Origin of the sequence: Pseudomonas sp. Z3-6 (assembly GCF_051131985.1) — a bacterium.
GTDB lineage: Bacteria > Pseudomonadota > Gammaproteobacteria > Pseudomonadales > Pseudomonadaceae > Aquipseudomonas > Aquipseudomonas zanjanensis.
The window spans coordinates 746511-771597 of the sequence record NZ_CP071644.1; the positions used below are offsets into that span (position 1 = coordinate 746511).

Annotated in this window: 24 protein-coding genes, 4 tRNA genes and 1 rRNA gene; all 29 read left to right on the forward strand. The window is 55.6% G+C overall.

Annotation, left to right across the window (positions count from 1 at the left end):
- Window positions 1-142 precede the first annotated feature (142 nt).
- Window positions 143-258: ribosomal RNA gene (gene rrf / locus J3P88_RS03325) — 5S ribosomal RNA — on the forward strand.
- A gap of 133 nt (window positions 259-391) precedes the next feature.
- A complete protein-coding gene (gene birA / locus J3P88_RS03330; protein ID WP_434574001.1) occupies window positions 392-1348 on the forward strand; it encodes a bifunctional biotin--[acetyl-CoA-carboxylase] ligase/biotin operon repressor BirA in 957 nt (318 codons plus the stop codon).
- Entirely contained in the window at window positions 1338-2087 is a 750-nt protein-coding gene (locus J3P88_RS03335; protein WP_434574003.1) for a pantothenate kinase, read from the forward strand. Before birA ends, J3P88_RS03335 begins: the two co-directional genes overlap by 11 nt.
- Window positions 2088-2094: 7 nt before the next feature.
- Window positions 2095-2550 carry a hypothetical protein gene (locus J3P88_RS03340; protein WP_434574005.1) on the forward strand — a complete coding sequence of 152 codons (456 nt, stop codon included), beginning with the start codon at window positions 2095-2097 and terminating at the stop codon, window positions 2548-2550.
- A 142-nt stretch (window positions 2551-2692) separates the two neighbouring features.
- Window positions 2693-2777 (forward strand) — tRNA-Tyr (locus J3P88_RS03345).
- Between the two features lie 24 nt (window positions 2778-2801).
- Window positions 2802-2875, forward strand: a tRNA-Gly gene (locus tag J3P88_RS03350).
- A gap of 26 nt (window positions 2876-2901) precedes the next feature.
- A tRNA-Thr gene (locus J3P88_RS03355) sits at window positions 2902-2977 on the forward strand.
- An 84-nt stretch (window positions 2978-3061) separates the two neighbouring features.
- Window positions 3062-4255 (forward strand): elongation factor Tu, encoded by a 1194-nt coding sequence (gene tuf / locus J3P88_RS03360; protein WP_003186103.1) that lies wholly within the window; start codon window positions 3062-3064, stop codon window positions 4253-4255.
- 53 nt (window positions 4256-4308) lie between these two features.
- A tRNA-Trp gene (locus J3P88_RS03365) sits at window positions 4309-4384 on the forward strand.
- Between the two features lie 45 nt (window positions 4385-4429).
- The gene (secE, locus tag J3P88_RS03370) at window positions 4430-4798 is read left to right on the forward strand and encodes a preprotein translocase subunit SecE (RefSeq protein ID WP_003206102.1); all 369 of its coding nucleotides are present in this window, start codon (window positions 4430-4432) and stop codon (window positions 4796-4798) included.
- Window positions 4799-4807: 9 nt separating this feature from the next.
- Window positions 4808-5341: a transcription termination/antitermination protein NusG gene (gene nusG / locus J3P88_RS03375; RefSeq protein ID WP_003186097.1), complete on the forward strand. Its 534-nt coding sequence runs from the start codon at window positions 4808-4810 to the stop codon at window positions 5339-5341.
- Window positions 5342-5458: 117 nt separating this feature from the next.
- Window positions 5459-5890, forward strand: a complete 432-nt coding sequence (gene rplK / locus J3P88_RS03380) for a 50S ribosomal protein L11 (protein ID WP_003210097.1) — start codon at window positions 5459-5461, stop codon at window positions 5888-5890.
- Entirely contained in the window at window positions 5890-6585 is a 696-nt protein-coding gene (gene rplA / locus J3P88_RS03385) for a 50S ribosomal protein L1 (protein WP_003186095.1), read from the forward strand. The genes rplK and rplA overlap by 1 nt, the downstream gene beginning before the upstream one ends.
- Before the next feature lie 198 nt (window positions 6586-6783).
- On the forward strand, window positions 6784-7284 hold the full coding sequence (gene rplJ / locus J3P88_RS03390) for a 50S ribosomal protein L10 (protein ID WP_003206099.1): 501 nt from the start codon (window positions 6784-6786) through the stop codon (window positions 7282-7284).
- 78 nt (window positions 7285-7362) lie between these two features.
- Window positions 7363-7728 (forward strand): 50S ribosomal protein L7/L12, encoded by a 366-nt coding sequence (gene rplL / locus J3P88_RS03395; RefSeq protein ID WP_003206098.1) that lies wholly within the window; start codon window positions 7363-7365, stop codon window positions 7726-7728.
- Window positions 7729-7948: 220 nt separating this feature from the next.
- Window positions 7949-12022 carry a DNA-directed RNA polymerase subunit beta gene (gene rpoB, locus J3P88_RS03400; protein ID WP_053125867.1) on the forward strand — a complete coding sequence of 1358 codons (4074 nt, stop codon included), beginning with the start codon at window positions 7949-7951 and terminating at the stop codon, window positions 12020-12022.
- 64 nt (window positions 12023-12086) lie between these two features.
- Window positions 12087-16286 carry a DNA-directed RNA polymerase subunit beta' gene (rpoC, locus tag J3P88_RS03405; RefSeq protein ID WP_047230482.1) on the forward strand — a complete coding sequence of 1400 codons (4200 nt, stop codon included), beginning with the start codon at window positions 12087-12089 and terminating at the stop codon, window positions 16284-16286.
- 216 nt (window positions 16287-16502) lie between these two features.
- Window positions 16503-16874: a 30S ribosomal protein S12 gene (gene rpsL, locus J3P88_RS03410; RefSeq protein WP_003186084.1), complete on the forward strand. Its 372-nt coding sequence runs from the start codon at window positions 16503-16505 to the stop codon at window positions 16872-16874.
- Between the two features lie 102 nt (window positions 16875-16976).
- The gene (rpsG, locus tag J3P88_RS03415) at window positions 16977-17447 is read left to right on the forward strand and encodes a 30S ribosomal protein S7 (RefSeq protein ID WP_003186074.1); all 471 of its coding nucleotides are present in this window, start codon (window positions 16977-16979) and stop codon (window positions 17445-17447) included.
- A 30-nt stretch (window positions 17448-17477) separates the two neighbouring features.
- Window positions 17478-19583, forward strand: a complete 2106-nt coding sequence (gene fusA, locus J3P88_RS03420) for an elongation factor G (RefSeq protein ID WP_053125865.1) — start codon at window positions 17478-17480, stop codon at window positions 19581-19583.
- A gap of 30 nt (window positions 19584-19613) precedes the next feature.
- A complete protein-coding gene (gene tuf, locus J3P88_RS03425; protein WP_003186071.1) occupies window positions 19614-20807 on the forward strand; it encodes an elongation factor Tu in 1194 nt (397 codons plus the stop codon).
- Between the two features lie 156 nt (window positions 20808-20963).
- Window positions 20964-21275 carry a 30S ribosomal protein S10 gene (rpsJ, locus tag J3P88_RS03430; protein ID WP_003186070.1) on the forward strand — a complete coding sequence of 104 codons (312 nt, stop codon included), beginning with the start codon at window positions 20964-20966 and terminating at the stop codon, window positions 21273-21275.
- 80 nt (window positions 21276-21355) lie between these two features.
- A complete protein-coding gene (gene rplC, locus J3P88_RS03435; RefSeq protein ID WP_003186059.1) occupies window positions 21356-21991 on the forward strand; it encodes a 50S ribosomal protein L3 in 636 nt (211 codons plus the stop codon).
- 12 nt (window positions 21992-22003) lie between these two features.
- Entirely contained in the window at window positions 22004-22606 is a 603-nt protein-coding gene (gene rplD / locus J3P88_RS03440) for a 50S ribosomal protein L4 (RefSeq protein ID WP_003186057.1), read from the forward strand.
- Window positions 22603-22902, forward strand: coding sequence for a 50S ribosomal protein L23 (rplW, locus tag J3P88_RS03445; protein ID WP_002555488.1), 300 nt, complete (start codon window positions 22603-22605; stop codon window positions 22900-22902). Before rplD ends, rplW begins: the two co-directional genes overlap by 4 nt.
- Window positions 22903-22916: 14 nt before the next feature.
- The gene (rplB, locus tag J3P88_RS03450) at window positions 22917-23741 is read left to right on the forward strand and encodes a 50S ribosomal protein L2 (protein ID WP_003186055.1); all 825 of its coding nucleotides are present in this window, start codon (window positions 22917-22919) and stop codon (window positions 23739-23741) included.
- Window positions 23742-23757: 16 nt separating this feature from the next.
- On the forward strand, window positions 23758-24033 hold the full coding sequence (gene rpsS, locus J3P88_RS03455; protein ID WP_002555486.1) for a 30S ribosomal protein S19: 276 nt from the start codon (window positions 23758-23760) through the stop codon (window positions 24031-24033).
- A gap of 11 nt (window positions 24034-24044) precedes the next feature.
- The gene (gene rplV / locus J3P88_RS03460) at window positions 24045-24377 is read left to right on the forward strand and encodes a 50S ribosomal protein L22 (protein WP_003103908.1); all 333 of its coding nucleotides are present in this window, start codon (window positions 24045-24047) and stop codon (window positions 24375-24377) included.
- A gap of 13 nt (window positions 24378-24390) precedes the next feature.
- Window positions 24391-25077 carry a 30S ribosomal protein S3 gene (rpsC, locus tag J3P88_RS03465; protein WP_003176422.1) on the forward strand — a complete coding sequence of 229 codons (687 nt, stop codon included), beginning with the start codon at window positions 24391-24393 and terminating at the stop codon, window positions 25075-25077.
- Window positions 25078-25087: the final 10 nt, after the last annotated feature.

Genomic DNA, 25087 nt, shown 5'->3' on the forward strand with positions numbered 1-25087 from the left:
TTTGCTGACTCGAAAGAGCGCCAGATTGCGGTGTGTGAAGACGAAACGAACCGAAAGTTCGAATTTCACAAAACACCGAAAGCTATCACATACCCAATTTGCTGAAGCGAGGCCATCAGGCCACGACTCGGTACCCGAATTTCTTGACGACCATAGAGCATTGGAACCACCTGATCCCATCCCGAACTCAGCAGTGAAACGATGCATCGCCGATGGTAGTGTGGGGTTTCCCCATGTGAGAGTAGGTCATCGTCAAGATTAAATTCCGAAACCCCTATCTGCTGATGCAGGTAGGGGTTTTGTTTTGCCTGCGGGAAAGTCCTTTTCTGTTTCTATGCAACTGTCTTGCGCATGGCTATCATGCGGGCCTCATTATCAGGGCGCAGTCCGCATGCTCACGTTGCTAAAACTTCTGAAGGATGGCCGCTTTCATTCGGGGCAGGCGCTGGGTGTTGCACTGGGTATCAGTCGCAGTGCTGTATGGAAGCAGCTGCAGCACTTGGAGGCGGATTTAGGATTGTCTGTGCATAAAGTTCGAGGTAGGGGGTATCAATTGGCGAAGCCCCTGTTGCTTTTGGATGCGGCGGAAATCCGCGCAAAAGGCCTTCCTGAGTGGCCTGTCCATATATTTGACTCTATCGACTCCACTAACGCCGAGGCGCTGCGTTGCATTGAGCGTGGTGGAGCAGCACCGTTCTTGGTTTTGGCCGAGCGACAGATAGCGGGGCGCGGTCGTCGTGGTCGTAAGTGGGTCAGTCCCTTTGCTGAAAATCTCTATCACAGCCTGGTGTTACGCATTGACGGTGGCATGCGACAAATTGAAGGTCTGAGTCTGGTTGTCGGGCTCGCTGTCATGCATGTCTTGCGCGACATGGGCATCGCGGGGGCAGGACTGAAATGGCCCAATGATGTCCTGGTGGGTGAGAAAAAGATTGCCGGCATTCTGCTTGAGTTGGTGGGAGATCCTGCGGATGTTTGCCATGTCGTCCTGGGTGTCGGGGTTAATGTGAACATGCAAGCAACTGATGAGGTCGACCAGCAGTGGACGTCCATGTGCCTTGAGGCGGGCAGGGATTTCGATCGAAATGAGCTGGTGGCGCGATTGGGTGCGAAGCTACAGCAGTATCTGGAGCGTCATCATGCATCAGGGTTTACCGCGATCCAGTCGGAATGGGAGCGGTACCATCTTTGGCAAGGCCGAGCTGTATCTCTGATTGCAGGTGTTAACAAAATTGACGGCATTGTGCTGGGCATTGATCACCAGGGTGCGCTGCGTTTGAAGGTAGATGGCGTGGAAAAGAACTTTAGCGGCGGTGAGCTCAGTTTGAGGTTGCGTGATGATTCTTGAGCTTGACTGCGGCAACAGCTTTATCAAATGGCGTGTTCTTCGTGCTGACGGGATAACGCCGGTCGAGGGGGGCGTGGTCAGCTCTGACGACGATCTGCTGACGAGCCTGAATGACGGAGGGAAGTTCCAGCTCAAAAAATGTCGTCTTGTTAGCGTCAGGACCTTGGCGGAGACGGACTCATTGGTCGCTTCGCTGGTTGACTTATTCGGGGTGTCGGTGGTTCGTGCTGTGCCCGCCCGGGAAATGGCAGGTGTGAAAAACGGCTACGAGGATTACGAGCGGCTAGGCCTCGATCGGTGGCTGGCCTTGCTCGGCGGTTTTCATCTTGCTTCGGGGGCGTGCCTGGTCCTTGATTTTGGTACTGCTGTTACTGCTGATTTCGTGGCGGCGGATGGCGAGCATCTCGGCGGATTCATTTGTCCTGGCATGCCGCTAATGCGTAATCAATTGCGTACCCACACACGAAAAATTCGCTATGACGATATAGCGGCCGAGCGAGCCCATGAAAGTCTCGCTCCAGGTCGCGCGACTGTCGAGGCGGTTGAGCGTGGTTGCATGCTGATGCTCAGGGGATTCGTCCTGACTCAGCTTGAATTGGCGCGGCAATATTGGGGAAAGGAATTCGTGGTGTTTCTTACAGGAGGGGATGCCAATCTGGTTTCCGGGGTTGTTCCAGATGCGAGGGTGGTGCCTGACCTGGTTTTTGTTGGCTTGGCGATGGCCTGCCCTTTGTCTTGAGGTCTCTATGCGGTGGCTGTTTCTGTTATTGCTGGTTTTGAATGTCTTTTATTACATCTGGCATCAGCAGGAGGCTCCGCTTCGCGCCAAGGATGTCACGCCGCTGAGTTTGTATCGCGGTTCGCAACAGGATATCCATCTTTTGAGTGAAACGGCGGATGCCCTTGTCAGGCGCGATTCAGCCAGGTCCGGTGAGGTAGCCCAAACCTGTGTCTACCTGGGTGGTTTTTCCCGTCCGGAGCTGGCCAGGCAGTTGGAGCAGCGTTTGGCGGCTTCGAGTGTCCTGGGTCGTTTCGTGGCGTCGGGCTCACAGGGCGCTCCTGAGGGTGGAGGGTTCTGGGTTCAGGTTTCCCAGGAAAGCGCGGGAAAGGTGAATGAAATGCTGCTTCAAAACCTTTCTAAAGAATTCAATGAGTTAAAACATAAAATAATGCCGTGCGAGGGGGTTGCACCCGCAGGGTAGTTTGCATAGAATGGCGCCCGCTTCGCAGCGAAGACCTTTAAAGGTAAGCGGTACGAAGCGACGTCAACGCAGCTAACCTCAGGTTTTTAATGAGAAAATGCTTGACAGAAGGCTGGCATGATATAGAATGCCGGCTCGCTTAGGAGGGGTTCCCGAGCGGCCAAAGGGATCAGACTGTAAATCTGACGTCTACGACTTCGAAGGTTCGAATCCTTCCCCCTCCACCATTTTTAGCGTGAGCTGCAAGCTCCGCGGGTATAGTTTAGTGGTAGAACCTCAGCCTTCCAAGCTGATGATGCGGGTTCGATTCCCGCTACCCGCTCCAAGTTTGCAGGTTGTGCAAAGTGTTTCGCTCTTGTAGCTCAGTTGGTAGAGCACACCCTTGGTAAGGGTGAGGTCAGCGGTTCAAATCCGCTCAAGAGCTCCATATAACAAGGCAGATATGCAAATATCTGCCTTTGTTTTAATGGCTTGTGTGACTCGCTAAATTCTTCTCCTAGGGGTGATTTCGATGGCTAAGGAAAAGTTCGAACGTAATAAGCCGCACGTCAACGTCGGTACCATTGGTCACGTTGACCACGGTAAAACCACGCTGACCGCTGCTCTGACCCGCGTCTGCTCCGAAGTTTTCGGTTCGGCCAAGGTTGACTTCGACAAGATCGACAGCGCCCCGGAAGAGAAAGCTCGCGGTATCACCATCAACACCGCTCACGTTGAATACGATTCGGCCGTGCGTCACTACGCACACGTTGACTGCCCAGGTCACGCCGACTACGTAAAAAACATGATCACCGGTGCTGCCCAGATGGATGGCGCGATCCTGGTTTGCTCGGCCGCTGATGGTCCGATGCCACAAACCCGCGAACACATCCTGCTGTCCCGTCAGGTAGGCGTTCCGTACATCGTTGTCTTCCTGAACAAGGCTGACATGGTTGACGACGCTGAGCTGCTGGAACTGGTTGAGATGGAAGTGCGCGACCTGCTGAGCACTTACGACTTCCCAGGTGATGACACTCCAATCATCATCGGTTCGGCTCTGATGGCTCTGAACGGCCAAGATGACAACGAAATGGGCACCACTGCTGTCAAGAAGCTGGTGGAAACTCTGGATAGCTACATCCCAGAGCCAGAACGTGCTATCGACAAGCCGTTCCTGATGCCAATCGAAGACGTTTTCTCGATCTCCGGTCGCGGTACTGTTGTGACTGGTCGTGTTGAGCGTGGCATCGTTCGTATCCAGGAAGAAGTTGAGATTGTCGGTCTGCGCGACACTCAGAAAACGACCTGCACTGGCGTTGAAATGTTCCGCAAGCTGCTCGACGAAGGTCGTGCTGGTGAGAACTGCGGCGTACTGCTGCGCGGCACCAAGCGTGACGACGTAGAGCGTGGCCAGGTTCTGGTCAAGCCAGGCACCGTCAAGCCGCACACCAAGTTCACTGCAGAAGTTTACGTTCTGAGCAAGGAAGAAGGCGGTCGTCATACTCCGTTCTTCAAAGGCTACCGTCCACAGTTCTACTTCCGTACAACTGACGTGACTGGTAACTGCGAGCTGCCAGAAGGCGTTGAAATGGTAATGCCAGGTGACAACATTCAGATGACTGTTACCCTGATCAAGACCATCGCGATGGAAGACGGTCTGCGTTTCGCTATCCGTGAAGGCGGTCGTACCGTCGGCGCTGGCGTCGTAGCCAAAGTCATCGAGTAAACAGTTGTAATGTCTTTTTCGGGCCGGCATAATGGTCGGCCTGATTTTGTTTTAGGTCAGTAGCTCAATTGGCAGAGCGACGGTCTCCAAAACCGTAGGTTGGGGGTTCGATTCCCTCCTGACCTGCCAGATTCACTCGGTGTGTCTGGCTTTCTTTTCACAGGATCTTCATAGATGACTCCTAAAGCTGAAGCTCAAGGCTCTCGCTTCGATCTGCTCAAGTGGCTAGTGGTAGTCGCTTTGGTGGTTATTGGCGTTGTTGGCAATCAGTATTATTCTGCTTCGCCGATCCTGTACCGCGTACTTGCATTGCTCGCCATTGCTGCTGTAGCTGCCTTTGTAGGCCTGCAGACAGCCAAGGGCAAGTCTTTCTTTGTACTCGCTAAGGAAGCTCGCACCGAGATTCGTAAAGTCGTATGGCCGACTCGCCAAGAAACCACGCAGACCACGTTGATTGTTGTGGCTGTTGTTCTGGTAATGGCGTTGCTGTTGTGGGGGCTTGATTCCCTGCTCGGCTGGCTTGTTTCCTTGATTGTTGGCTAAGGGTGTCCCGTGGCTAAGCGTTGGTACGTTGTGCATGCTTACTCGGGTTACGAGAAGCATGTCATGCGCTCGCTGGTAGAGCGCGTAAAGCTGGCTGGCATGGAAGATGGCTTCGGCGAGATTCTGGTCCCCACTGAAGAAGTGGTTGAGATGCGCAATGGCCAGAAGCGCAAAAGTGAACGTAAGTTCTTTCCGGGCTACGTGCTGGTACAGATGGACATGAACGAAGGGACTTGGCACTTGGTCAAGGATACCCCTCGGGTGATGGGCTTCATTGGCGGTACCGCCGACAAGCCTGCGCCGATCACGGATAAAGAGGCAGAAGCGATTCTGCGTCGTGTCGCTGATGGTAGCGACAAGCCGAAGCCGAAAACGCTGTTTGAGCCGGGTGAGGTTGTACGTGTCACCGACGGTCCATTCGCTGATTTCAATGGCACGGTTGAAGAAGTTAACTACGAAAAGAGCCGGATCCAAGTGGCAGTGCTCATTTTCGGTCGCTCTACTCCGGTAGAGCTAGAGTTCAGCCAGGTCGAAAAGGTCTGATTGAACAGGCATCCCAACCCCGCAGCCCAAGGCTGTGGGGTTTTGTCGTCACTGGGATAAACGCGCAAGTAACCGGGGAGCCTTTCGAGGCGTTCGAACCCGTAATTGGAGTGCCTCATGGCCAAGAAAATTACCGCTTACATCAAGCTGCAAGTGAAGGCCGCTCAGGCTAACCCAAGCCCACCTGTTGGTCCTGCCCTGGGTCAGCACGGCGTGAACATCATGGAATTCTGCAAGGCCTTCAACGCCCGTACTCAGGGTATTGAACCAGGTCTGCCAACTCCAGTGATCATCACTGTCTACAGCGACCGTAGCTTCACTTTCGAAACAAAAAGCACCCCGGCTTCGGTTCTGCTGAAGAAGGCTGCAGGTTTGACCAGCGGTTCCGCTCGTCCAAACACCGTTAAGGTTGGCACCGTTACCCGTGCTCAGCTGGAAGAAATCGCGAAAACCAAAAACGCGGATCTGACTGCAGCTGATATGGATGCAGCCGTGCGTACTATCGCCGGTTCTGCTCGTAGCATGGGCCTTAACGTGGAGGGTGTGTAATGGCTAAGCTGACCAAGCGTCAAAAGGCTATCGCCGGCAAAATCGAAGCAGGCAAGGCCTACAACTTTGTAGACGCCGCCGCTCTGCTGGCTGAGCTGTCGACTGTCAAGTTCAGCGAGTCGTTCGACGTTGCTGTAAACCTGGGCGTTGACCCACGTAAATCCGACCAGGTCGTTCGTAGCGCTACCGTGCTGCCACACGGCACTGGCAAGACCGTTCGTGTTGCCGTGTTCACCCAGGGCCCAGCAGCTGAAGCTGCTCTGGCCGCTGGCGCTGATCGCGTAGGCATGGACGACCTGGCTGCTGAAATGAAGGGCGGCGACCTGAACTATGACGTAGTGATCGCATCCCCGGATGCCATGCGTGTTGTAGGTCAGTTGGGTCAGATCCTCGGTCCACGTGGTCTGATGCCTAACCCTAAAGTCGGCACCGTAACGCCAGACGTAGCCACCGCGGTTAAAAACGCCAAGGCTGGTCAGGTTCGTTATCGCACCGACAAAAACGGCATCATCCACACTTCCGTTGGCAAGATCGGCTTCGACGCCGTCAAGCTGAAGGAAAACGTTGAAGCCCTGATCGCTGATCTGAAGCGTATCAAGCCAGCTTCTTCGAAAGGTATCTACGTCAAGCGCGTTACCCTGAGCACCACTATGGGCCCAGGTCTGGTCATCGATCAGAGCTCGCTCGACGCGTAAGACTCAGGTTGGCACGAGCAATCGCGCCAACCACAAAATTGGGGTCCCTGCCTGGCGGGGGCTGTCCAAGACCGTAGGCGACGCAAGTCTTAAACCACAAGCCTACGCAGATGGTGCTCCCGGTTCCTTACCGAATCAGACACCAAAACGACATTCGGTTTCGATCGAATGAAACGGTAACAAGCAGGAGTTAAACCCGTGGCAATTAAACTCGAAGACAAGAAGGCCATCGTCGCTGAAGTCAACGAGGCTGCCAAAGCTGCTCTGTCCGCTGTCGTGGCTGATGCCCGTGGCGTAACAGTAGGCGCTATGACCGGACTCCGTAAAGAGGCTCGTGAAGCTGGCGTTTACGTACGTGTTGTACGTAACACCCTGCTCAAGCGCGCTGTTGCTGACACTGAATACAGTGTCCTCAACGACGTGTTCACCGGCCCGACCTTGATCGCGTTCTCCACCCAACATCCTGGCGCTGCTGCCCGTTTGTTCAAGGAGTTCGCCAAAGGTCAGGACAAGTTCGAGATTAAGGCAGCTGCGTTCGAGGGCAAGTTCCTCGCAGCTAACCAGATCGACGTACTGGCAACTCTGCCGACCCGTGACGAAGCAATTTCTCAGCTGATGAGCGTGATTCAAGGCGCAACCAGCAAATTGGCTCGTACTCTGGCGGCACTGCGCGACCAGAAAGAAGCTGCCGCAGCCTAAGGCTCGACACTCCTTTTCGCGTTTTTTGTTTATTTCGATGGTCGCGTAGGCCGTCCCCCAATCCAGGAATTTAGAGTCATGTCTATCTCTCAAAACGATATCCTCGAAGCCGTTGGCAACATGTCCGTAATGGAAGTTGTTGAGCTGATCAAAGCTTTCGAAGAAAAATTCGGTGTTACCGCTGCTGCTGCTTCCGCTGGTCCAGCTGTTGCTGCTGCCGTTGCTGAAGAGCAAACCGAATTCAACGTCATGCTGACCGAAGCTGGCGAGAAGAAAGTAAACGTGATCAAGGCAGTACGTGAACTGACCGGTCTGGGCCTGAAAGAAGCCAAGGCTGTAGTTGACGGCGCTCCTGCCATGGTTCTGGAAGCTGTTGCCAAAGACGCAGCTGACAAGGCCAAAGCAGTTCTGGAAGAAGCAGGCGCTAAAGTCGAGCTGAAGTAAGCATCGACTTTGCGTCTCCAGCCCGAGCGTTAAGCGACAGGCTGATGGCTGGTGGCTCTTGCCACCGGCCTTTTTCCGTTATTGGCAGCCGACTGGGTCGGTGCTGATCGCGAGCTGTAACCACCCGATGTGGTGGCGCAAACCATGGGGTTTGCACGATTTTCTGGCTGCTCCCGTCGGGAGGGGCCAAACAAGCAGGTGACCAAGCTGGGGAACGCTGATGGCTTACTCATATACTGAGAAAAAACGTATCCGCAAGGACTTTAGCAAGTTGCCGGACGTCATGGATGTGCCGTACCTCCTGGCCATCCAGCTGGATTCGTATCGTGAATTCTTGCAAGCGGGAGCGACTAAAGATCAGTTCCGCGACGTGGGCCTGCATGCGGCCTTCAAATCCGTTTTCCCGATCATCAGCTACTCCGGCAATGCTGCGCTGGAGTACGTCGGTTATCGCCTGGGCGAACCGGCATTTGATGTCAAAGAATGCGTATTGCGCGGTGTGACTTACGCCGTACCTTTGCGGGTAAAAGTGCGCCTGATCATTTTCGACAAAGAATCGTCGAACAAAGCGATCAAGGACATCAAAGAGCAAGAAGTCTACATGGGTGAAATCCCCCTGATGACTGAAAACGGTACCTTCGTAATCAACGGTACCGAGCGTGTAATCGTTTCCCAGCTGCACCGTTCTCCGGGCGTGTTCTTCGACCACGACCGTGGCAAGACGCACAGCTCCGGCAAACTGCTTTACTCCGCGCGCATCATTCCTTACCGCGGTTCGTGGTTGGACTTCGAGTTCGACCCGAAAGACTGCGTGTTCGTGCGTATCGACCGTCGTCGCAAGCTGCCTGCATCGGTACTGCTGCGTGCGCTCGGCTATACCACTGAAGAAGTGCTGGACGCGTTCTACACCACCAACGTTTTCCACGTGCAAGGTGAAAACCTCAGCCTGGAACTGGTGCCTCAGCGCCTGCGGGGTGAAATCGCTGTCCTCGATATCCAGGATGACAAAGGCAAGGTTATTGTCGAGCAGGGTCGTCGTATCACCGCTCGCCACATCAACCAGCTGGAAAAAGCCGGGATCAAAGAGCTGCAAGTGCCTCTGGACTACGTCCTGGGTCGCACCACGGCCAAGGTCATCGTGCATCCGGCCACTGGCGAAATCCTGGCAGAGTGCAACACCGAGCTGAACACCGAGATCCTGGCAAAAATCGCCAAGGCCCAGGTCGTTCGCATCGAGACGCTGTACACCAACGACATCGACTGCGGTCCGTTCATCTCCGACACGCTGAAGATCGACTCCACCGGCAACCAACTGGAAGCCCTGGTCGAGATCTATCGCATGATGCGTCCTGGCGAGCCGCCAACCAAGGATGCCGCCGAGACCCTGTTCAACAACCTGTTCTTCAGCCCTGAGCGCTATGACCTGTCTGCGGTCGGCCGGATGAAGTTCAACCGTCGTATCGGTCGTACCGAGATCGAAGGTTCGGGTGTACTGAACAAGGATGACATCGTTGCGGTCCTCAAGACCCTGGTCGACATCCGTAACGGCAAAGGCATCGTCGATGACATCGACCACCTGGGTAACCGTCGTGTTCGCTGCGTAGGCGAAATGGCCGAAAACCAGTTCCGTGTTGGCCTGGTGCGCGTAGAGCGTGCGGTCAAGGAACGCCTGTCGATGGCTGAAAGCGAAGGCCTAATGCCGCAAGACCTGATCAACGCCAAGCCTGTTGCTGCGGCAGTGAAGGAGTTCTTCGGTTCGAGCCAGCTGTCCCAGTTCATGGACCAGAACAACCCGCTGTCCGAGATCACCCACAAGCGTCGTGTCTCCGCACTCGGCCCAGGCGGTCTGACTCGTGAGCGTGCAGGCTTCGAAGTTCGTGACGTACACCCGACGCACTACGGTCGTGTATGCCCGATCGAAACGCCGGAAGGTCCGAACATCGGTCTGATCAACTCCCTGGCTGCCTATGCGCGCACCAACCAGTACGGCTTCCTCGAAAGCCCGTACCGCGTGGTGAAAGATGCCCTGGTCACCGACGAGATCGTGTTCCTGTCCGCCATCGAAGAAGCTGATCACGTGATCGCCCAGGCTTCGGCCACGATGAACGACAAGAAAGTCCTGATCGACGAGCTGGTAGCGGTTCGTCACTTGAACGAGTTCACCGTCAAGGCGCCGGAAGACGTCACCTTGATGGACGTATCGCCGAAGCAGGTAGTGTCGGTTGCAGCGTCGCTGATCCCGTTCCTCGAGCACGACGACGCCAACCGTGCGTTGATGGGTTCGAACATGCAGCGTCAAGCTGTACCCACCCTGCGTGCCGATAAGCCGCTGGTCGGTACTGGCATGGAGCGTAACGTAGCCCGTGACTCCGGCGTTTGCGTCGTGGCTCGTCGTGGCGGCGTGATCGACTCCGTCGACGCCAGCCGTATCGTGGTTCGTGTTGCCGATGATGAAGTTGAAACTGGCGAAGCCGGTGTCGACATCTACAACCTGACCAAATACACCCGCTCCAACCAGAACACCTGCATCAACCAGCGTCCGCTGGTGAGCAAGGGTGATCGGGTTCAGCGCAGCGACATCATGGCCGACGGTCCGTCCACCGATATGGGTGAACTGGCGTTGGGCCAGAACATGCGCATCGCGTTCATGGCATGGAACGGCTTCAACTTCGAAGACTCCATCTGCCTGTCCGAGCGTGTGGTTCAGGAAGACCGCTTCACCACGATCCACATCCAGGAACTGACCTGTGTGGCCCGTGACACCAAGCTTGGCCCGGAAGAAATCACTGCGGACATCCCGAACGTGGGTGAAGCCGCACTGAACAAGCTGGACGAAGCCGGTATCGTTTATGTAGGTGCCGAAGTAGGCGCAGGCGACATCCTGGTGGGCAAGGTCACTCCGAAAGGCGAGACCCAGCTGACTCCGGAAGAAAAACTGCTGCGTGCCATCTTCGGTGAAAAAGCCAGCGACGTTAAGGACACCTCCCTGCGCGTGCCTACCGGCACCAAGGGTACCGTCATCGACGTACAAGTCTTCACCCGCGACGGCGTTGAGCGTGATGCTCGTGCACTGTCCATCGAGAAGACTCAACTCGACGAGATCCGCAAGGACCTGAACGAAGAGTTCCGTATCGTCGAAGGCGCGACTTTCGAACGTCTGCGCTCCGCCCTGGTAGGCCACAAGGCTGAAGGCGGCGCCGGCCTGAAGAAAGGTCAGGAAATCACCGATGAAGTCCTCGACGGTCTTGAGCACGGCCAGTGGTTCAAACTGCGCATGGCTGAAGACGCTCTGAACGAGCAGCTCGAGAAGGCTCAGGCCTATATCGTTGATCGCCGCCGTCTGCTGGACGACAAGTTCGAAGACAAGAAGCGCAAACTGCAGCAGGGCGATGACCTGGCTCCAGGCGTGCTGAAAATCGTCAAGGTTTACCTGGCAATCCGTCGCCGCATCCAGCCGGGCGACAAGATGGCCGGTCGTCACGGTAACAAGGGTGTGGTCTCCGTGATCATGCCGGTTGAAGACATGCCGCACGATGCCAATGGCACCCCGGTCGATGTGGTCCTCAACCCGTTGGGCGTACCTTCGCGTATGAACGTTGGTCAGATCCTTGAAACCCACCTGGGCCTTGCGGCCAAGGGCTTGGGCGAGAAGATCAACCGTATGATCGAAGAGCAGCGCAAGGTCGCGGACCTGCGTAAGTTCCTGCACGAGATCTACAACGAAATCGGCGGCCGCAACGAAGAGCTGGATACCTTCTCCGACCAGGAAATCCTGGATCTGGCGAAGAACCTGCGCGGCGGCGTTCCAATGGCTACTCCGGTGTTCGACGGTGCCAAGGAAAGCGAAATCAAGGCCATGCTGAAGCTGGCAGACCTGCCAGAAAGCGGCCAGATGCAGCTGTTCGACGGCCGTACCGGCAACAAGTTCGAGCGCCCGGTTACCGTTGGCTACATGTACATGCTGAAGCTGAACCACTTGGTAGACGACAAGATGCACGCTCGTTCTACCGGTTCTTACAGCCTGGTTACCCAGCAGCCGCTGGGTGGTAAGGCGCAGTTCGGTGGTCAGCGTTTCGGGGAGATGGAGGTCTGGGCACTGGAAGCGTACGGTGCTGCATACACTCTGCAAGAAATGCTCACAGTGAAGTCGGACGATGTGAACGGCCGGACCAAGATGTACAAAAACATCGTGGACGGCGATCACCGTATGGAGCCGGGCATGCCCGAGTCTTTCAACGTGTTGATCAAGGAAATTCGTTCCCTCGGCATCGATATCGATCTGGAAACCGAATAACACGTGACGCGAATCGAGAGCGGGGCTGTTTTGCCCGCTCTCTGCTCCGCCAGGAGGAAAGGCCTTGAAAGACCTACTGAATTTGCTGAAAAACCAGGGTCAAGTCGAAGAGTTCGACGCCATCCGTATTGGATTGGCCTCGCCTGAGATGATCCGTTCGTGGTCGTTCGGTGAAGTTAAAAAGCCGGAAACCATCAACTACCGTACGTTCAAACCTGAGCGTGACGGCCTGTTCTGCGCCAAAATCTTTGGCCCGGTCAAGGATTACGAGTGCCTGTGCGGTAAGTACAAGCGCTTGAAGCACCGCGGTGTGATCTGCGAGAAGTGCGGCGTTGAAGTCGCGCTGGCAAAAGTTCGTCGTGAGCGCATGGCGCACATCGAGCTGGCCTCGCCGGTTGCCCACATCTGGTTCCTGAAATCGCTGCCGTCCCGTATCGGCTTGCTGATGGACATGACCCTGCGTGATATCGAACGTGTTCTCTACTTCGAGAGCTATGTCGTTATCGATCCAGGCATGACCACTCTTGAAAAAGGTCAGCTGCTCAACGACGAGCAGTACTTCGAAGCGCTGGAAGAGTTCGGCGACGATTTCGATGCCCGCATGGGTGCCGAAGCTGTCCGCGAACTGCTGCACGCTATCGACCTGGAGCACGAGATTGGCCGTCTGCGCGAAGAAATTCCGCAAACCAACTCCGAAACCAAGATCAAGAAGCTGTCCAAGCGTCTGAAGTTGATGGAAGCCTTCCAGGGTTCCGGCAACCTGCCAGAGTGGATGGTGCTGACCGTTCTGCCGGTTCTGCCGCCAGACCTGCGTCCGCTGGTTCCGCTCGATGGCGGTCGTTTCGCGACTTCCGACCTCAACGATCTGTATCGTCGAGTGATCAACCGTAACAACCGCTTGAAGCGCCTGCTCGATCTGTCCGCTCCGGACATCATCGTGCGCAACGAAAAGCGTATGTTGCAGGAAGCGGTCGACGCACTGCTCGACAACGGTCGTCGTGGCCGCGCGATTACCGGTTCCAACAAGCGTCCTCTGAAATCCCTGGCTGACATGATCAAGGGTAAACAGGGTCGTTTCCGTCAGAACTTGCTCGGTAAGCGTGTTGACTACTCCGGTCGTTCGGTAATTACCGTAGGCCCGACCCTGCGTCTGCACCAGTGCGGTCTGCCTAAGAAAATGGCCCTGGAGCTGTTCAAGCCGTTCATTTTCGGCAAGCTGGAAATGCGTGGTCTGGCGACCACCATCAAAGCGGCCAAGAAAATGGTCGAGCGCGAGCTGCCAGAGGTCTGGGACGTTCTCGCTGAAGTGATTCGCGAACACCCAGTGCTGCTCAACCGTGCACCGACCCTTCACCGTCTGGGTATCCAGGCGTTTGAACCGGTACTGATCGAAGGTAAGGCTATCCAGCTGCACCCGCTGGTCTGTGCTGCGTACAACGCCGACTTCGACGGCGACCAAATGGCCGTGCACGTGCCGCTGACGCTGGAAGCCCAGCTGGAAGCGCGCGCGTTGATGATGTCGACCAACAACATCCTGTCGCCAGCCAACGGTGAGCCAATCATCGTTCCGTCGCAGGACGTTGTATTGGGTCTGTACTACATGACGCGTGAAGCGATCAACGCCAAGGGCGAAGGTCGTGTGTTCGCGGATCTGCAAGAAGTTGACCGTGTGTTCCGTGCCGGCGAAGCCGCACTGCATGCCAAGGTCAAGGTGCGGATCAACGAAACCGTGAACGATCGTGACGGCGGCAGCGTGACCAACACTCGTATCGTCGACACTACCGTCGGCCGTGCGCTGTTGTTCCAGGTTGTGCCAAAAGGCTTGTCCTTCGACGTCGTCAACCTGCCGATGAAGAAAAAGGCGATCTCCAAGCTGATCAACCAGTGCTACCGCGTGGTGGGTCTGAAAGAGACCGTGATCTTCGCTGACCAGTTGATGTACACCGGTTTTGCCTATTCGACCATTTCCGGCGTTTCCATCGGCGTTAACGACTTCGTTATCCCGGATGAAAAAGCTCGCATCATCGGTGCTGCCACCGAAGAAGTGAAAGAGATCGAAAGTCAGTACGCCTCCGGCCTGGTAACCCAGGGCGAGAAGTACAACAAGGTGATCGACCTCTGGTCCAAGGCGAACGACGAAGTTTCCAAGGCGATGATGGCCAACCTCTCGAAAGAGAAAGTCATCGACCGTCACGGCAACGAAGTCGACCAGGAATCCTTCAACTCGATGTACATGATGGCCGACTCGGGCGCACGGGGTTCTGCTGCGCAGATCCGTCAGCTCGCCGGTATGCGTGGCCTGATGGCCAAGCCGGACGGTTCCATCATCGAGACCCCGATTACCGCGAACTTCCGTGAAGGCTTGAGCGTACTCCAGTACTTCATCTCTACTCACGGTGCTCGTAAGGGTCTTGCGGATACCGCGTTGAAAACGGCGAACTCCGGTTACCTGACTCGTCGTCTGGTGGACGTTGCCCAGGATCTGGTCGTGACCGAGATCGATTGCGGCACCGAACATGGCCTGGTCATGACGCCGCACATTGAAGGCGGTGACGTAGTAGAGCCATTGGGTGAGCGCGTATTGGGTCGTGTCATCGCCCGTGACGTATTCAAGCCGGGTACCGAGGACGTCATCGTTCCTGCTGGCACCCTGGTTGACGAGAAGTGGGTCGAGTTCATCGAACTCAACAGCATCGACGAAGTGATCGTACGCTCGCCGATCAGCTGCGAAACCCGCTACGGCATCTGCGCCAAGTGCTACGGTCGCGACCTGGCTCGTGGTCACCAGGTGAACATCGGTGAAGCGGTCGGCGTTATCGCTGCCCAGTCCATCGGTGAGCCGGGTACCCAGCTGACGATGCGTACGTTCCACATCGGTGGTGCGGCAAGCCGGACCTCCGCGGCCGACAGCGTCCAGGTTAAGAATGGCGGTACCGTCCGTCTGCACAACCTCAAGCACGTAGAGCGTGTCGACGGTCACCTGGTGGCTGTGTCCCGTTCCGGTGAGCTGGCCATCGCTGATGACTTCGGTCGTGAGCGTGAGCGTTACAAGCTGCCTTACGGTGCTGTGATTTCGGTGAAGGAAGGCGACAAGGTCGACGCTGGTGCCATCGTGGCCAAGTGGGATCCGCACACTCACCCGATCGTCACCGAGATGAAAGGTACCGTGACCTACGTGGGCATGGAAGAAGGCATCACGATCAAGCGTCAGACCGACGAATTGACCGGTATGACCAACATTGAAGTACTCGACGCAAAAGATCGTCCAGCTGCCGGCAAGGACATCCGTCCTGCTGTGAAGATGGTCGACGACAACGGCAAGGATCTGTTGCTGCCAGGCACTGACGTAATCGCTCAGTACTTCCTGCCAGCCAACGCCCTGGTCGGTGTTGCGGACGGTGCGCGGATCGCGATCGGTGACGTAATCGCTCGTATCCCGCAGGAAACTTCGAAAACCCGCGACATCACCGGTGGTCTGCCGCGTGTTGCCGACTTGTTCGAAGCTCGTCGTCCGAAAGAAGCCTCGATTCTGGCTGAAGTCAGCGGCACCATCGCGTTCGGTAAAGAGACCAAGGGCAAGCGCCGTCTGGTCATTACTCCGAACGACGGTAGCGATCCGTACGAAGAGCTGATTCCGAAGTGGCGTCACCTGAACGTCTTCGAAGGCGAACAGGTAAACCGCGGCGAAGTTATCTCGGACGGCCCGAGCGATCCACACGACATCCTGCGTCTGCTGGGTGTGAGTGCGCTGGCCAAGTACATCGTGAACGAGATCCAGGACGTTTACCGTCTGCAAGGCGTGAAGATCAACGACAAGCACATCGAGACCATCCTGCGTCAGATGCTGCGTAAGGTCGAGATCGCTGAATCCGGCGACTCGAGTTTCATCAAGGGCGACCAGATGGAACTGACTCACGTACTGGTGGAAAACGAGCGCCTGGCGACCGAAGACAAGTTCGTCTCCAAGTTCACTCGCGTGCTGCTGGGTATCACCAAGGCGTCGTTGTCCACCGAATCGTTCATCTCGGCGGCTTCCTTCCAGGAAACCACCCGCGTACTGACCGAAGCGGCGGTAACCGGCAAGCGCGATTACCTGCGCGGCCTGAAAGAAAACGTGGTCGTGGGTCGTCTGATCCCGGCCGGTACCGGCTTGGCCTATCACAGCGAGCGCAAGCGTCGCCGTGATGCTGACAAACCGTTGCGCGTAAGCGCCAGTGAAGTGGAAGCTGCACTGACCGAAGCGCTGAACTCGAGTGGTAACTGAGTTCTGCGGTAATTGAGTGCCTGGCCCTGGTCGCCCAGTTCGGCGGATCGAGACAAATTGTCGAGATCCGGCGGGCGGGGAGGTCGGGGCCTTGCCTTGACTGGGGACAAGATCCTCTTTAGACTCTTGATCCCCTAAATTTGGCGGGAATTCGTTCCTGCCATTTTGCTTTTCTTGTAAGACAATAGCGTCGCAAGACAACAGTGGAGCTAGTAGATGGCAACTATCAACCAGCTGGTACGTCAGCCGCGTAAGCGTATCGTCGAGAAATCCGACGTGCCTGCGCTGCAGAACTGCCCGCAACGTCGTGGCGTATGCACCCGTGTGTATACCACCACGCCGAAAAAACCTAACTCGGCACTGCGTAAAGTATGCCGTGTGCGTCTGACCAACGGTTTCGAGGTTTCCTCGTACATCGGCGGTGAAGGCCACAACCTGCAAGAGCACAGCGTGGTCCTGATCCGCGGCGGTCGTGTAAAAGACTTGCCAGGTGTTCGTTACCACACCGTTCGCGGCTCTTTGGATACTTCCGGCGTTAAAGGTCGTAACCAAGGTCGTTCGAAGTACGGTACCAAGCGTCCGAAATAATCGGCCGTTTTGCAGTTTTTAATTTTATTGAGTCGATAAGAGTAAGGTCGGGCACGCATCTGCTGTCCCGGGCTAACCTGAAGACCGTTTGAGGGCTTATCAATGCCAAGACGTCGCGTAGCAGCCAAACGTGAGATTCTGGACGATCCGAAATACGGAAGCCAGATTCTCGCCAAGTTCATGAACCACGTAATGGAAAGCGGCAAGAAAGCCGTGGCCGAGCGTATCGTTTATGGCGCACTGGACAAAGTTAAGGAACGCAAGAACAGCGATCCCCTGGAAATCTTCGAGAAAGCTCTCGACGCCATCGCTCCGCTGGTCGAAGTGAAGTCGCGCCGTGTAGGCGGTGCTACTTACCAGGTTCCGGTCGAAGTTCGTCCGTCCCGTCGTAACGCCCTGGCAATGCGCTGGCTGGTAGACTTCGCTCGCAAGCGCGGTGAGAAGTCCATGGCCCTGCGTTTGGCTGGTGAACTGTTGGACGCTGCTGAAGGTAAAGGTGCTGCAGTTAAGAAGCGTGAAGACGTGCACCGTATGGCTGAAGCCAACAAGGCTTTCTCGCACTACCGCTTCTAATTTTAGCGTCACTCAATTTGCGAGGGCTTTATGGCTCGTACTACACCGATTAACCGCTACCGTAACATCGGTATCGTTGCTCACGTGGATGCTGGTAAAACCACCACCACCGAGCGCGTCCTTTTTTACACCGGCAAAAGTCACAAAATGGGCGAGGTGCATGATGGCGCCGCGACCACAGACTGGATGGTGCAGGAGCAGGAGCGTGGTATTACCATTACTTCTGCTGCTATCACCGCCTTCTGGAAAGGTTCTGAGAAGCAGTACCCGCACGAGCACCGCTTCAACGTTATCGATACCCCAGGCCACGTAGACTTCACCATTGAAGTTGAGCGTTCCCTGCGCGTACTCGACGGCGCTGTCGTTGTGTTCTGTGGTACTTCGGGTGTTGAGCCTCAGTCGGAAACCGTATGGCGTCAGGCCAACAAATACGGCGTTCCACGTCTTGTTTACGTAAACAAGATGGACCGTGCTGGTGCCAACTTCCTGCGCGTGATCGCTCAGATCAAGCAGCGTCTGGGTCACACTCCGGTGCCGATCCAGTTGGCTATCGGTTCCGAAGACAACTTCCAGGGTCAGATCGATCTGATCAACATGCAAGCTGTCTACTGGAACGATTCCGACAAAGGCATGGTTCCTGTTCGCAAGGACATTCCTGCTGAATTGCTGGAAGAAGCCGAGAAGTGGCGCGGCAACATGGTTGAGGCTGCGGCCGAAGCCAATGAAGAGCTGATGAACAAGTACCTTGAGGGTGAAGAGCTCACCAACGAGGAAATCAAGGCCGCTCTGCGTCAGCGTACCATCGCTGGTGAGATCGTTCTGGCTGTTTGCGGTTCTTCCTTCAAGAACAAGGGTGTTCCCCTGGTTCTCGACGCCGTTATCGACTTCCTGCCGGCTCCAACCGACATTCCTGCTATCAAGGGTTCCAACCCGGATAACGAGGAAGAGGAAATGGAGCGTCACGCAAGTGATGACGAGCCTTTCGCGGCGTTGGCGTTCAAGATCGCTACCGACCCATTCGTGGGTACCTTGACCTTTGTTCGAGTTTACTCGGGCGTGTTGGCCTCCGGCGACGGCGTGATCAACTCGGTAAAAGGCAAGAAAGAGCGCGTGGGTCGTATGGTGCAAATGCACGCAAACGCCCGTGAAGAAATCAAGGAAGTACGCGCTGGCGACATCGCGGCCTTGATCGGCATGAAGGACGTCACCACCGGTGAAACCTTGTGCAACGCTGACAAGCCAATCATCCTGGTTCGCATGGACTTCCCGGAGCCGGTTATTTCGGTTGCCGTTGAGCCTAAGACCAAGGACGACCAGGAAAAAATGGGTATCGCTCTGGGCAAGCTCGCTCAGGAAGACCCGTCTTTCCGCGTCAAGACTGATGAAGAGACTGGTCAAACGATCATCTCCGGCATGGGCGAGTTGCACTTGGACATCCTGGTTGACCGGATGCGCCGTGAGTTCAACGTCGAAGCCAACATCGGTAAGCCTCAGGTTTCCTATCGTGAGCGCATCACGAAGAACTGTGAAATCGAAGGCAAGTTCGTTCGCCAGTCCGGCGGTCGTGGCCAGTTCGGTCACTGCTGGATTCGTTTTGCACCGGCTGACGAAGGTCAGGAAGGTCTGCAATTCGTGAACGAAGTCGTAGGTGGTGTGGTTCCTAAGGAATACATCCCGGCGATCCAGAAGGGTATCGAAGAGCAGATGAAGAACGGCGTTGTTGCCGGTTATCCGCTGATCGGCCTGAAGGCAACTGTGTTTGATGGTTCTTACCACGACGTCGACTCCAACGAGATGGCGTTCAAGGTGGCTGCTTCCATGGCAACCAAGCAACTGGCCCAGAAGGGCGGTGGTGAGTTGCTCGAGCCGATCATGGCAGTAGAAGTCGTTACGCCTGAAGACTACATGGGTGATGTCATGGGCGACCTTAACCGTCGTCGTGGCATGATTCTGGGTATGGAAGATACGGTTTCCGGCAAGGTCATTCGTGCCGAGGTTCCGTTGGGTGAAATGTTCGGTTATGCGACCGACGTTCGTTCCATGTCTCAGGGTCGCGCAAGCTACTCTATGGAATTCAAAAAATACAATACAGCTCCGTCGCACATCGTCGAGACTGTTACTAAAAAGCAAGGCTGATTCAGCCCTTTAGGCAAGGAGTTAATTGTCGTGGCTAAAGAAAAATTTGATCGTTCCCTACCGCACGTCAACGTTGGCACCATTGGTCACGTTGACCACGGTAAAACCACTCTGACTGCTGCTCTGACTCGCGTCTGCTCCGAAGTTTTCGGTTCGGCCGTTGTTGCTTTCGACAAAATCGACAGCGCTCCGGAAGAGAAGGCTCGTGGTATCACCATCAACACCGCGCACGTTGAGTACAACTCTTCGATTCGTCACTACGCTCACGTTGACTGCCCAGGTCACGCTGACTACGTGAAGAACATGATCACCGGTGCTGCCCAGATGGACGGCGCGATCCTGGTTTGCTCGGCCGCTGATGGTCCGATGCCGCAAACTCGTGAGCACATCCTGCTGTCCCGTCAGGTAGGCGTTCCGTACATCGTTGTCTTCCTGAACAAGGCTGACATGGTTGACGACGCTGAGCTGCTGGAACTGGTTGAGATGGAAGTGCGCGACCTGCTGAGCACTTACGACTTCCCAGGTGATGACACTCCAATCATCATCGGTTCGGCTCTGATGGCTCTGAACGGCCAAGACGACAACGAAATGGGTACCACCGCTGTCAAGCGTCTGGTAGAAACTCTGGACAGCTACATCCCAGAGCCAGTTCGTGTTATCGACAAGCCGTTCCTGATGCCAATCGAAGACGTATTCTCGATCTCCGGTCGCGGTACTGTTGTGACTGGTCGTATCGAGCGCGGTATCGTCAAGGTTCAGGATCCACTGGAAATCGTAGGTCTGCGTGACACCACCGTCACCACCTGCACCGGTGTTGAAATGTTCCGTAAGCTGCTCGACGAAGGTCGTGCTGGCGAGAACTGCGGCGTTCTGCTGCGTGGTACCAAGCGTGACGACGTTGAGCGTGGCCAGGTTCTGGTTAAGCCGGGTTCGGTCAAGCCGCACACCAAGTTCGAAGCTGAAGTGTACGTTCTGAGCAAAGAAGAAGGCGGTCGTCACACTCCGTTCTTCAAAGGCTACCGTCCACAGTTCTACTTCCGGACCACTGACGTGACCGGTAACTGCGAACTGCCGGAAGGCGTTGAAATGGTAATGCCAGGCGACAACATCAAAATGGTTGTCACCCTGATCAAGACCATCGCAATGGAAGACGGTCTGCGTTTCGCTATCCGTGAAGGCGGTCGTACCGTCGGCGCTGGCGTCGTAGCCAAAATCATCGAGTAAGCTCTTTTTGAGTCAGCTTCGATGAGTTGAGAAAGCCCCCGCCCAGCGGGGGCTTTTTTATTGGGTTGACACCTATATGGGGCGTCTATAGAATTGCGCCTCCTTTTAACGGGCGTATTGCGCTCGGTGGGAATAGCAGCCGGAGTCTGAAATCCAATGCAAAATCAGCAAATCCGTATCAGGTTGAAGGCTTTCGACCATCGCCTGATCGACCAATCCACCCAGGAAATCGTGGAAACCGCGAAACGTACTGGTGCTCAAGTGCGTGGTCCAATTCCACTGCCTACCCGTAAAGAGCGGTTCACCGTTCTGGTCTCCCCGCACGTCAACAAAGACGCGCGTGACCAGTACGAGATCCGTACTCATAAGCGCGTTCTGGACATCGTCCAGCCAACGGATAAAACCGTTGATGCACTTATGAAGCTTGATCTTGCGGCCGGTGTGGAAGTGCAGATCAGCCTCGGCTAAGACTCGGTCTTAGTCGTGTAACGCTCTGAAATGGGCGGCCATAGCGGGTGAAAGCCCCGTACACTCATGAGGTTTACAACATGACTATTGGTGTAGTCGGTCGTAAATGCGGTATGACCCGTATTTTCACCGAAGAAGGTGTCTCCATTCCGGTCACGGTCATTGAGATCGAGCCGAATCGCGTCACCCAGTTCAAAACTGAAGAGACCGATGGCTATCGTGCAGTGCAAGTCACTGTCGGCGAGCGTCGCGCTTCGCGTGTAACAGCAGCTCAGGCTGGCCACTTCGCCAAGGCGAACGTTGCCGCTGGTCGTACCGTAATGGAATTCCGCCTTGAAGAAGGCGAGTACCAGGCCGGCGATCTGATCAACGCTGAAATCTTCGCCGCTGGTCAACTGGTTGATGTAACCGGTCAGTCCAAGGGTAAAGGCTTCCAGGGTACGATCAAGCGTTGGAATTTCCGCGGGCAAGATAACACCCACGGTAACTCCGTATCCCACCGCGTTCCAGGCTCTATCGGCCAGTGCCAGACTCCTGGTCGTGTATTCAAGGGCAAAAAAATGTCCGGTCATATGGGCGCTGAGCGCGTGACCGTGCAGTCCCTCGAAGTAGTGCGCGTGGACGCTGAACGCAATCTGTTGTTGGTCAAGGGCGCTGTTCCTGGCGCTACTGGCGGCAACTTGGTTGTACGTCCAGCAGCCAAGGCTCGCGGTTAAGGGGAAGCTGACATGCAATTAAATGTAAATGACGCTCAAGCGATCGAAGTTTCCGAACTGACATTTGGCGGCGAATTCAACGAGACGCTGGTTCACCAAGCAGTCGTGGCCTACATGGCTGGCGGCCGTCAAGGTAGCAAGCAGCAAAAGACCCGTTCCGACGTTTCTGGTGGCGGTAAGCGCCCATGGCGTCAGAAAGGTACTGGCCGTGCTCGTGCCGGTACTATCCGTAGCCCAATCTGGCGTGGCGGCGGTACCACTTTCGCAGCTCGTCCTCAGGATCACTCCCAAAAGCTGAACAAGAAGATGTATCGCGCAGCAATGCGTTCCATCCTTGCTGAGCTGGTGCGTACTGATCGTCTGGTCGTGGTTCAGGACTTCGCTGTTGAAGCACCGAAAACCAAAGATCTGCTGAACAAGCTGAACGGCATGGGCCTGACTGACGTCCTGATCGTGTCTGACGCTGTTGATCAGAACCTGTACCTGGCTGCTCGCAACCTGCCGCACGTCGATGTTCGTGACGTTCAAGGTTCCGATCCGGTCAGTCTGATCGCATACGACAAGGTGTTGATCACCGTGTCGGCCGTGAAGAAATTCGAGGAGCTGCTGGGATGAACCAGGAACGCGTATTTAAAGTTCTGCTTGGCCCGCACGTTTCCGAGAAGGCTACGGTTCTGGCAGACAAGAAAGGCCAGTTCGTTTTCAAGGTTGCGACTGACGCAACCAAGCTGGAAATCAAGAAGGCCGTCGAAAGCCTGTTCAGCGTGAAAGTAGAGCGCGTGACTACCCTGAACGTACTGGGTAAAAGCAAGCGCACTGCTCGCGGTCTGGGCAAGCGTAATGACTGGAAGAAGGCAGTTATCTCCCTTCAGCCAGGCCAAGATCTCGATTTCAGCAGCAGTGCTGAGTAAGGAAGGGGTGCATCATGGCAATCGTTAAATGCAAACCGACTTCCCCTGGCCGCCGTTTTGTGGTCAAGGTGGTCAACCAGGAGCTGCATAAAGGCGCTCCTCACGCACCGCTGCTCGAGAAAAAATCGAAGTCTGGTGGTCGTAACAACAATGGCCGTATTACCACTCGTCACATCGGTGGTGGTCATAAGCAGCATTATCGTCTGGTCGACTTCCGTCGCAACGACAAGGATGGCATCGCTGCCACCGTCGAGCGTATCGAATACGATCCAAACCGTACTGCTCACATCGCTCTGCTGCTGTACGCAGATGGCGAGCGTCGCTACATCATCGCCCCTAAAGGCGTGAGCGCTGGCGACCAGCTGATCGCAGGTGCCCTGGCACCGATCAAGCCGGGCAACGCTCTGCAACTGCGTAACATTCCAGTTGGTAGCACCGTACACGGCATCGAATTGAAGCCAGGTAAAGGCGCACAGATCGCTCGTTCCGCTGGTGCTTCGGCTCAGCTGATCGCTCGTGAAGGTGTCTACGTGACCCTGCGTCTGCGTTCTGGTGAGATGCGTAAAGTACTGGCTGAGTGCCGTGCGACCCTGGGCGAAGTCTCGAACTCCGAGCACAGCCTGCGTTCGTTGGGTAAAGCTGGTGCCAAGCGCTGGCGTGGCGTTCGCCCAACCGTTCGTGGTGTTGCCATGAACCCGGTTGACCACCCACATGGTGGTGGTGAAGGTCGTACCTCTGGTGGTCGTCATCCGGTATCGCCATGGGGCTTCCCGACTAAGGGCGCGAAGACTCGTGGTAATAAGCGTACCGACAAAATGATCGTCCGTCGTCGCAAGTAAATAGAGGGATACGACAGTGCCACGTTCTCTGAAAAAAGGTCCTTTTATTGATCTTCACCTACTGAAGAAGATCGAAGTGGCGGCGGAAAAGAACGATCGCAAACCAGTTAAGACCTGGTCGCGTCGTTCGATGATCCTGCCACAAATGGTCGGTCTGACCATCGCAGTACACAACGGTCGTCAACACGTCCCAGTTCTCGTTAACGAAGACATGGTCGGCCACAAACTGGGCGAGTTCGCCGGTACCCGCACTTATCGTGGGCACGTGGCAGACAAGAAAGCCAAGCGTTAAGGGGTTAGGAAATGGAAGTAGCCGCTAAGTTGTCGGGCGCTCGAATCTCCGCCCAGAAAGCCCGCTTGGTCGCCGACCAGATCCGCGGGAAGAAGGTGGGCGAAGCGCTCAACCTGTTGGCTTTCAGCAGTAAGAAAGCCGCCGAGATCATGAAGAAAGTGCTGGAGTCGGCCGTAGCCAACGCCGAGCATAACGAAGGCGCAGACGTTGATGACCTGAAGGTCAGCACCGTTTTCGTCAACGAAGGGCGTTCGCTGAAGCGCATCATGCCACGTGCCAAAGGCCGTGCTGATCGCATCGTCAAGCGGTCTTGCCATATCACTGTCAAGGTTGCTGACAAGTAACGGAGTCGAAGAGATGGGTCAGAAAGTACATCCCATTGGCATTCGCCTGGGAATCGTCAAGGAGCACACCTCCGTCTGGTACGCAGACGGTCGGACTTATGCGGACTACTTGTTCGCTGATCTGAAGGTGCGTGAGTATCTCCAAGACAAACTAAAAAGCGCGTCCGTAAGCCGTATCGATATCCATCGTCCGGCGCAGACTGCACGTATCACCATCCACACCGCTCGTCCAGGTATCGTTATCGGGAAGAAAGGTGAAGATGTTGAGAAACTGCGTCAGGACCTGACCAAGCAAATGGGTGTGCCTGTGCACATCAATATCGAAGAGATCCGCAAGCCGGAGCTCGACGGTATGCTGGTTGCGCAGAGCGTAGCTCAGCAGCTGGAGCGTCGCGTCATGTTCCGTCGCGCTATGAAGCGCGCTGTACAGAACGCAATGCGCATTGGTGCCAAAGGCATCAAAATCCAAGTGAGCGGTCGTCTCGGCGGTGCTGAAATCGCACGTACTGAATGGTATCGCGAAGGTCGTGTGCCACTGCACACCCTGCGTGCCGACATCGACTATGCCAACTACGAAGCTCACACCACTTACGGTGTGATCGGTGTAAAGGTTTGGATCTTCAAAGGCGAAGTAATTGGTGGTCGCCAAGAAGAACTGAAACCACAAGCACCAGCGCCTCGTAAAAAAGCTGCTAAGTAAGGGGTACGCC

Bases quoted from the DNA above. Each gene is read 5' to 3' on its own strand.
- birA (WP_434574001.1), top strand. From the start codon at position 392: ATGCTCACGTTGCTAAAACTTCTGAAGGATGGCCGCTTTCATTCGGGG.
- J3P88_RS03335 (WP_434574003.1), top strand. From the start codon at position 1,338: ATGATTCTTGAGCTTGACTGCGGCAACAGCTTTATCAAATGGCGTGTT.
- J3P88_RS03340 (WP_434574005.1), top strand. From the start codon at position 2,095: ATGCGGTGGCTGTTTCTGTTATTGCTGGTTTTGAATGTCTTTTATTAC.
- tuf (WP_003186103.1), top strand. From the start codon at position 3,062: ATGGCTAAGGAAAAGTTCGAACGTAATAAGCCGCACGTCAACGTCGGT.
- secE (WP_003206102.1), top strand. From the start codon at position 4,430: ATGACTCCTAAAGCTGAAGCTCAAGGCTCTCGCTTCGATCTGCTCAAG.
- rplK (WP_003210097.1), top strand. From the start codon at position 5,459: ATGGCCAAGAAAATTACCGCTTACATCAAGCTGCAAGTGAAGGCCGCT.
- rplA (WP_003186095.1), top strand. From the start codon at position 5,890: ATGGCTAAGCTGACCAAGCGTCAAAAGGCTATCGCCGGCAAAATCGAA.
- rplL (WP_003206098.1), top strand. From the start codon at position 7,363: ATGTCTATCTCTCAAAACGATATCCTCGAAGCCGTTGGCAACATGTCC.
- rpoB (WP_053125867.1), top strand. From the start codon at position 7,949: ATGGCTTACTCATATACTGAGAAAAAACGTATCCGCAAGGACTTTAGC.
- rpsL (WP_003186084.1), top strand. From the start codon at position 16,503: ATGGCAACTATCAACCAGCTGGTACGTCAGCCGCGTAAGCGTATCGTC.
- rpsG (WP_003186074.1), top strand. From the start codon at position 16,977: ATGCCAAGACGTCGCGTAGCAGCCAAACGTGAGATTCTGGACGATCCG.
- fusA (WP_053125865.1), top strand. From the start codon at position 17,478: ATGGCTCGTACTACACCGATTAACCGCTACCGTAACATCGGTATCGTT.
- rpsJ (WP_003186070.1), top strand. From the start codon at position 20,964: ATGCAAAATCAGCAAATCCGTATCAGGTTGAAGGCTTTCGACCATCGC.
- rplC (WP_003186059.1), top strand. From the start codon at position 21,356: ATGACTATTGGTGTAGTCGGTCGTAAATGCGGTATGACCCGTATTTTC.
- rplD (WP_003186057.1), top strand. From the start codon at position 22,004: ATGCAATTAAATGTAAATGACGCTCAAGCGATCGAAGTTTCCGAACTG.
- rplW (WP_002555488.1), top strand. From the start codon at position 22,603: ATGAACCAGGAACGCGTATTTAAAGTTCTGCTTGGCCCGCACGTTTCC.
- rplB (WP_003186055.1), top strand. From the start codon at position 22,917: ATGGCAATCGTTAAATGCAAACCGACTTCCCCTGGCCGCCGTTTTGTG.
- rplV (WP_003103908.1), top strand. From the start codon at position 24,045: ATGGAAGTAGCCGCTAAGTTGTCGGGCGCTCGAATCTCCGCCCAGAAA.
- rpsC (WP_003176422.1), top strand. From the start codon at position 24,391: ATGGGTCAGAAAGTACATCCCATTGGCATTCGCCTGGGAATCGTCAAG.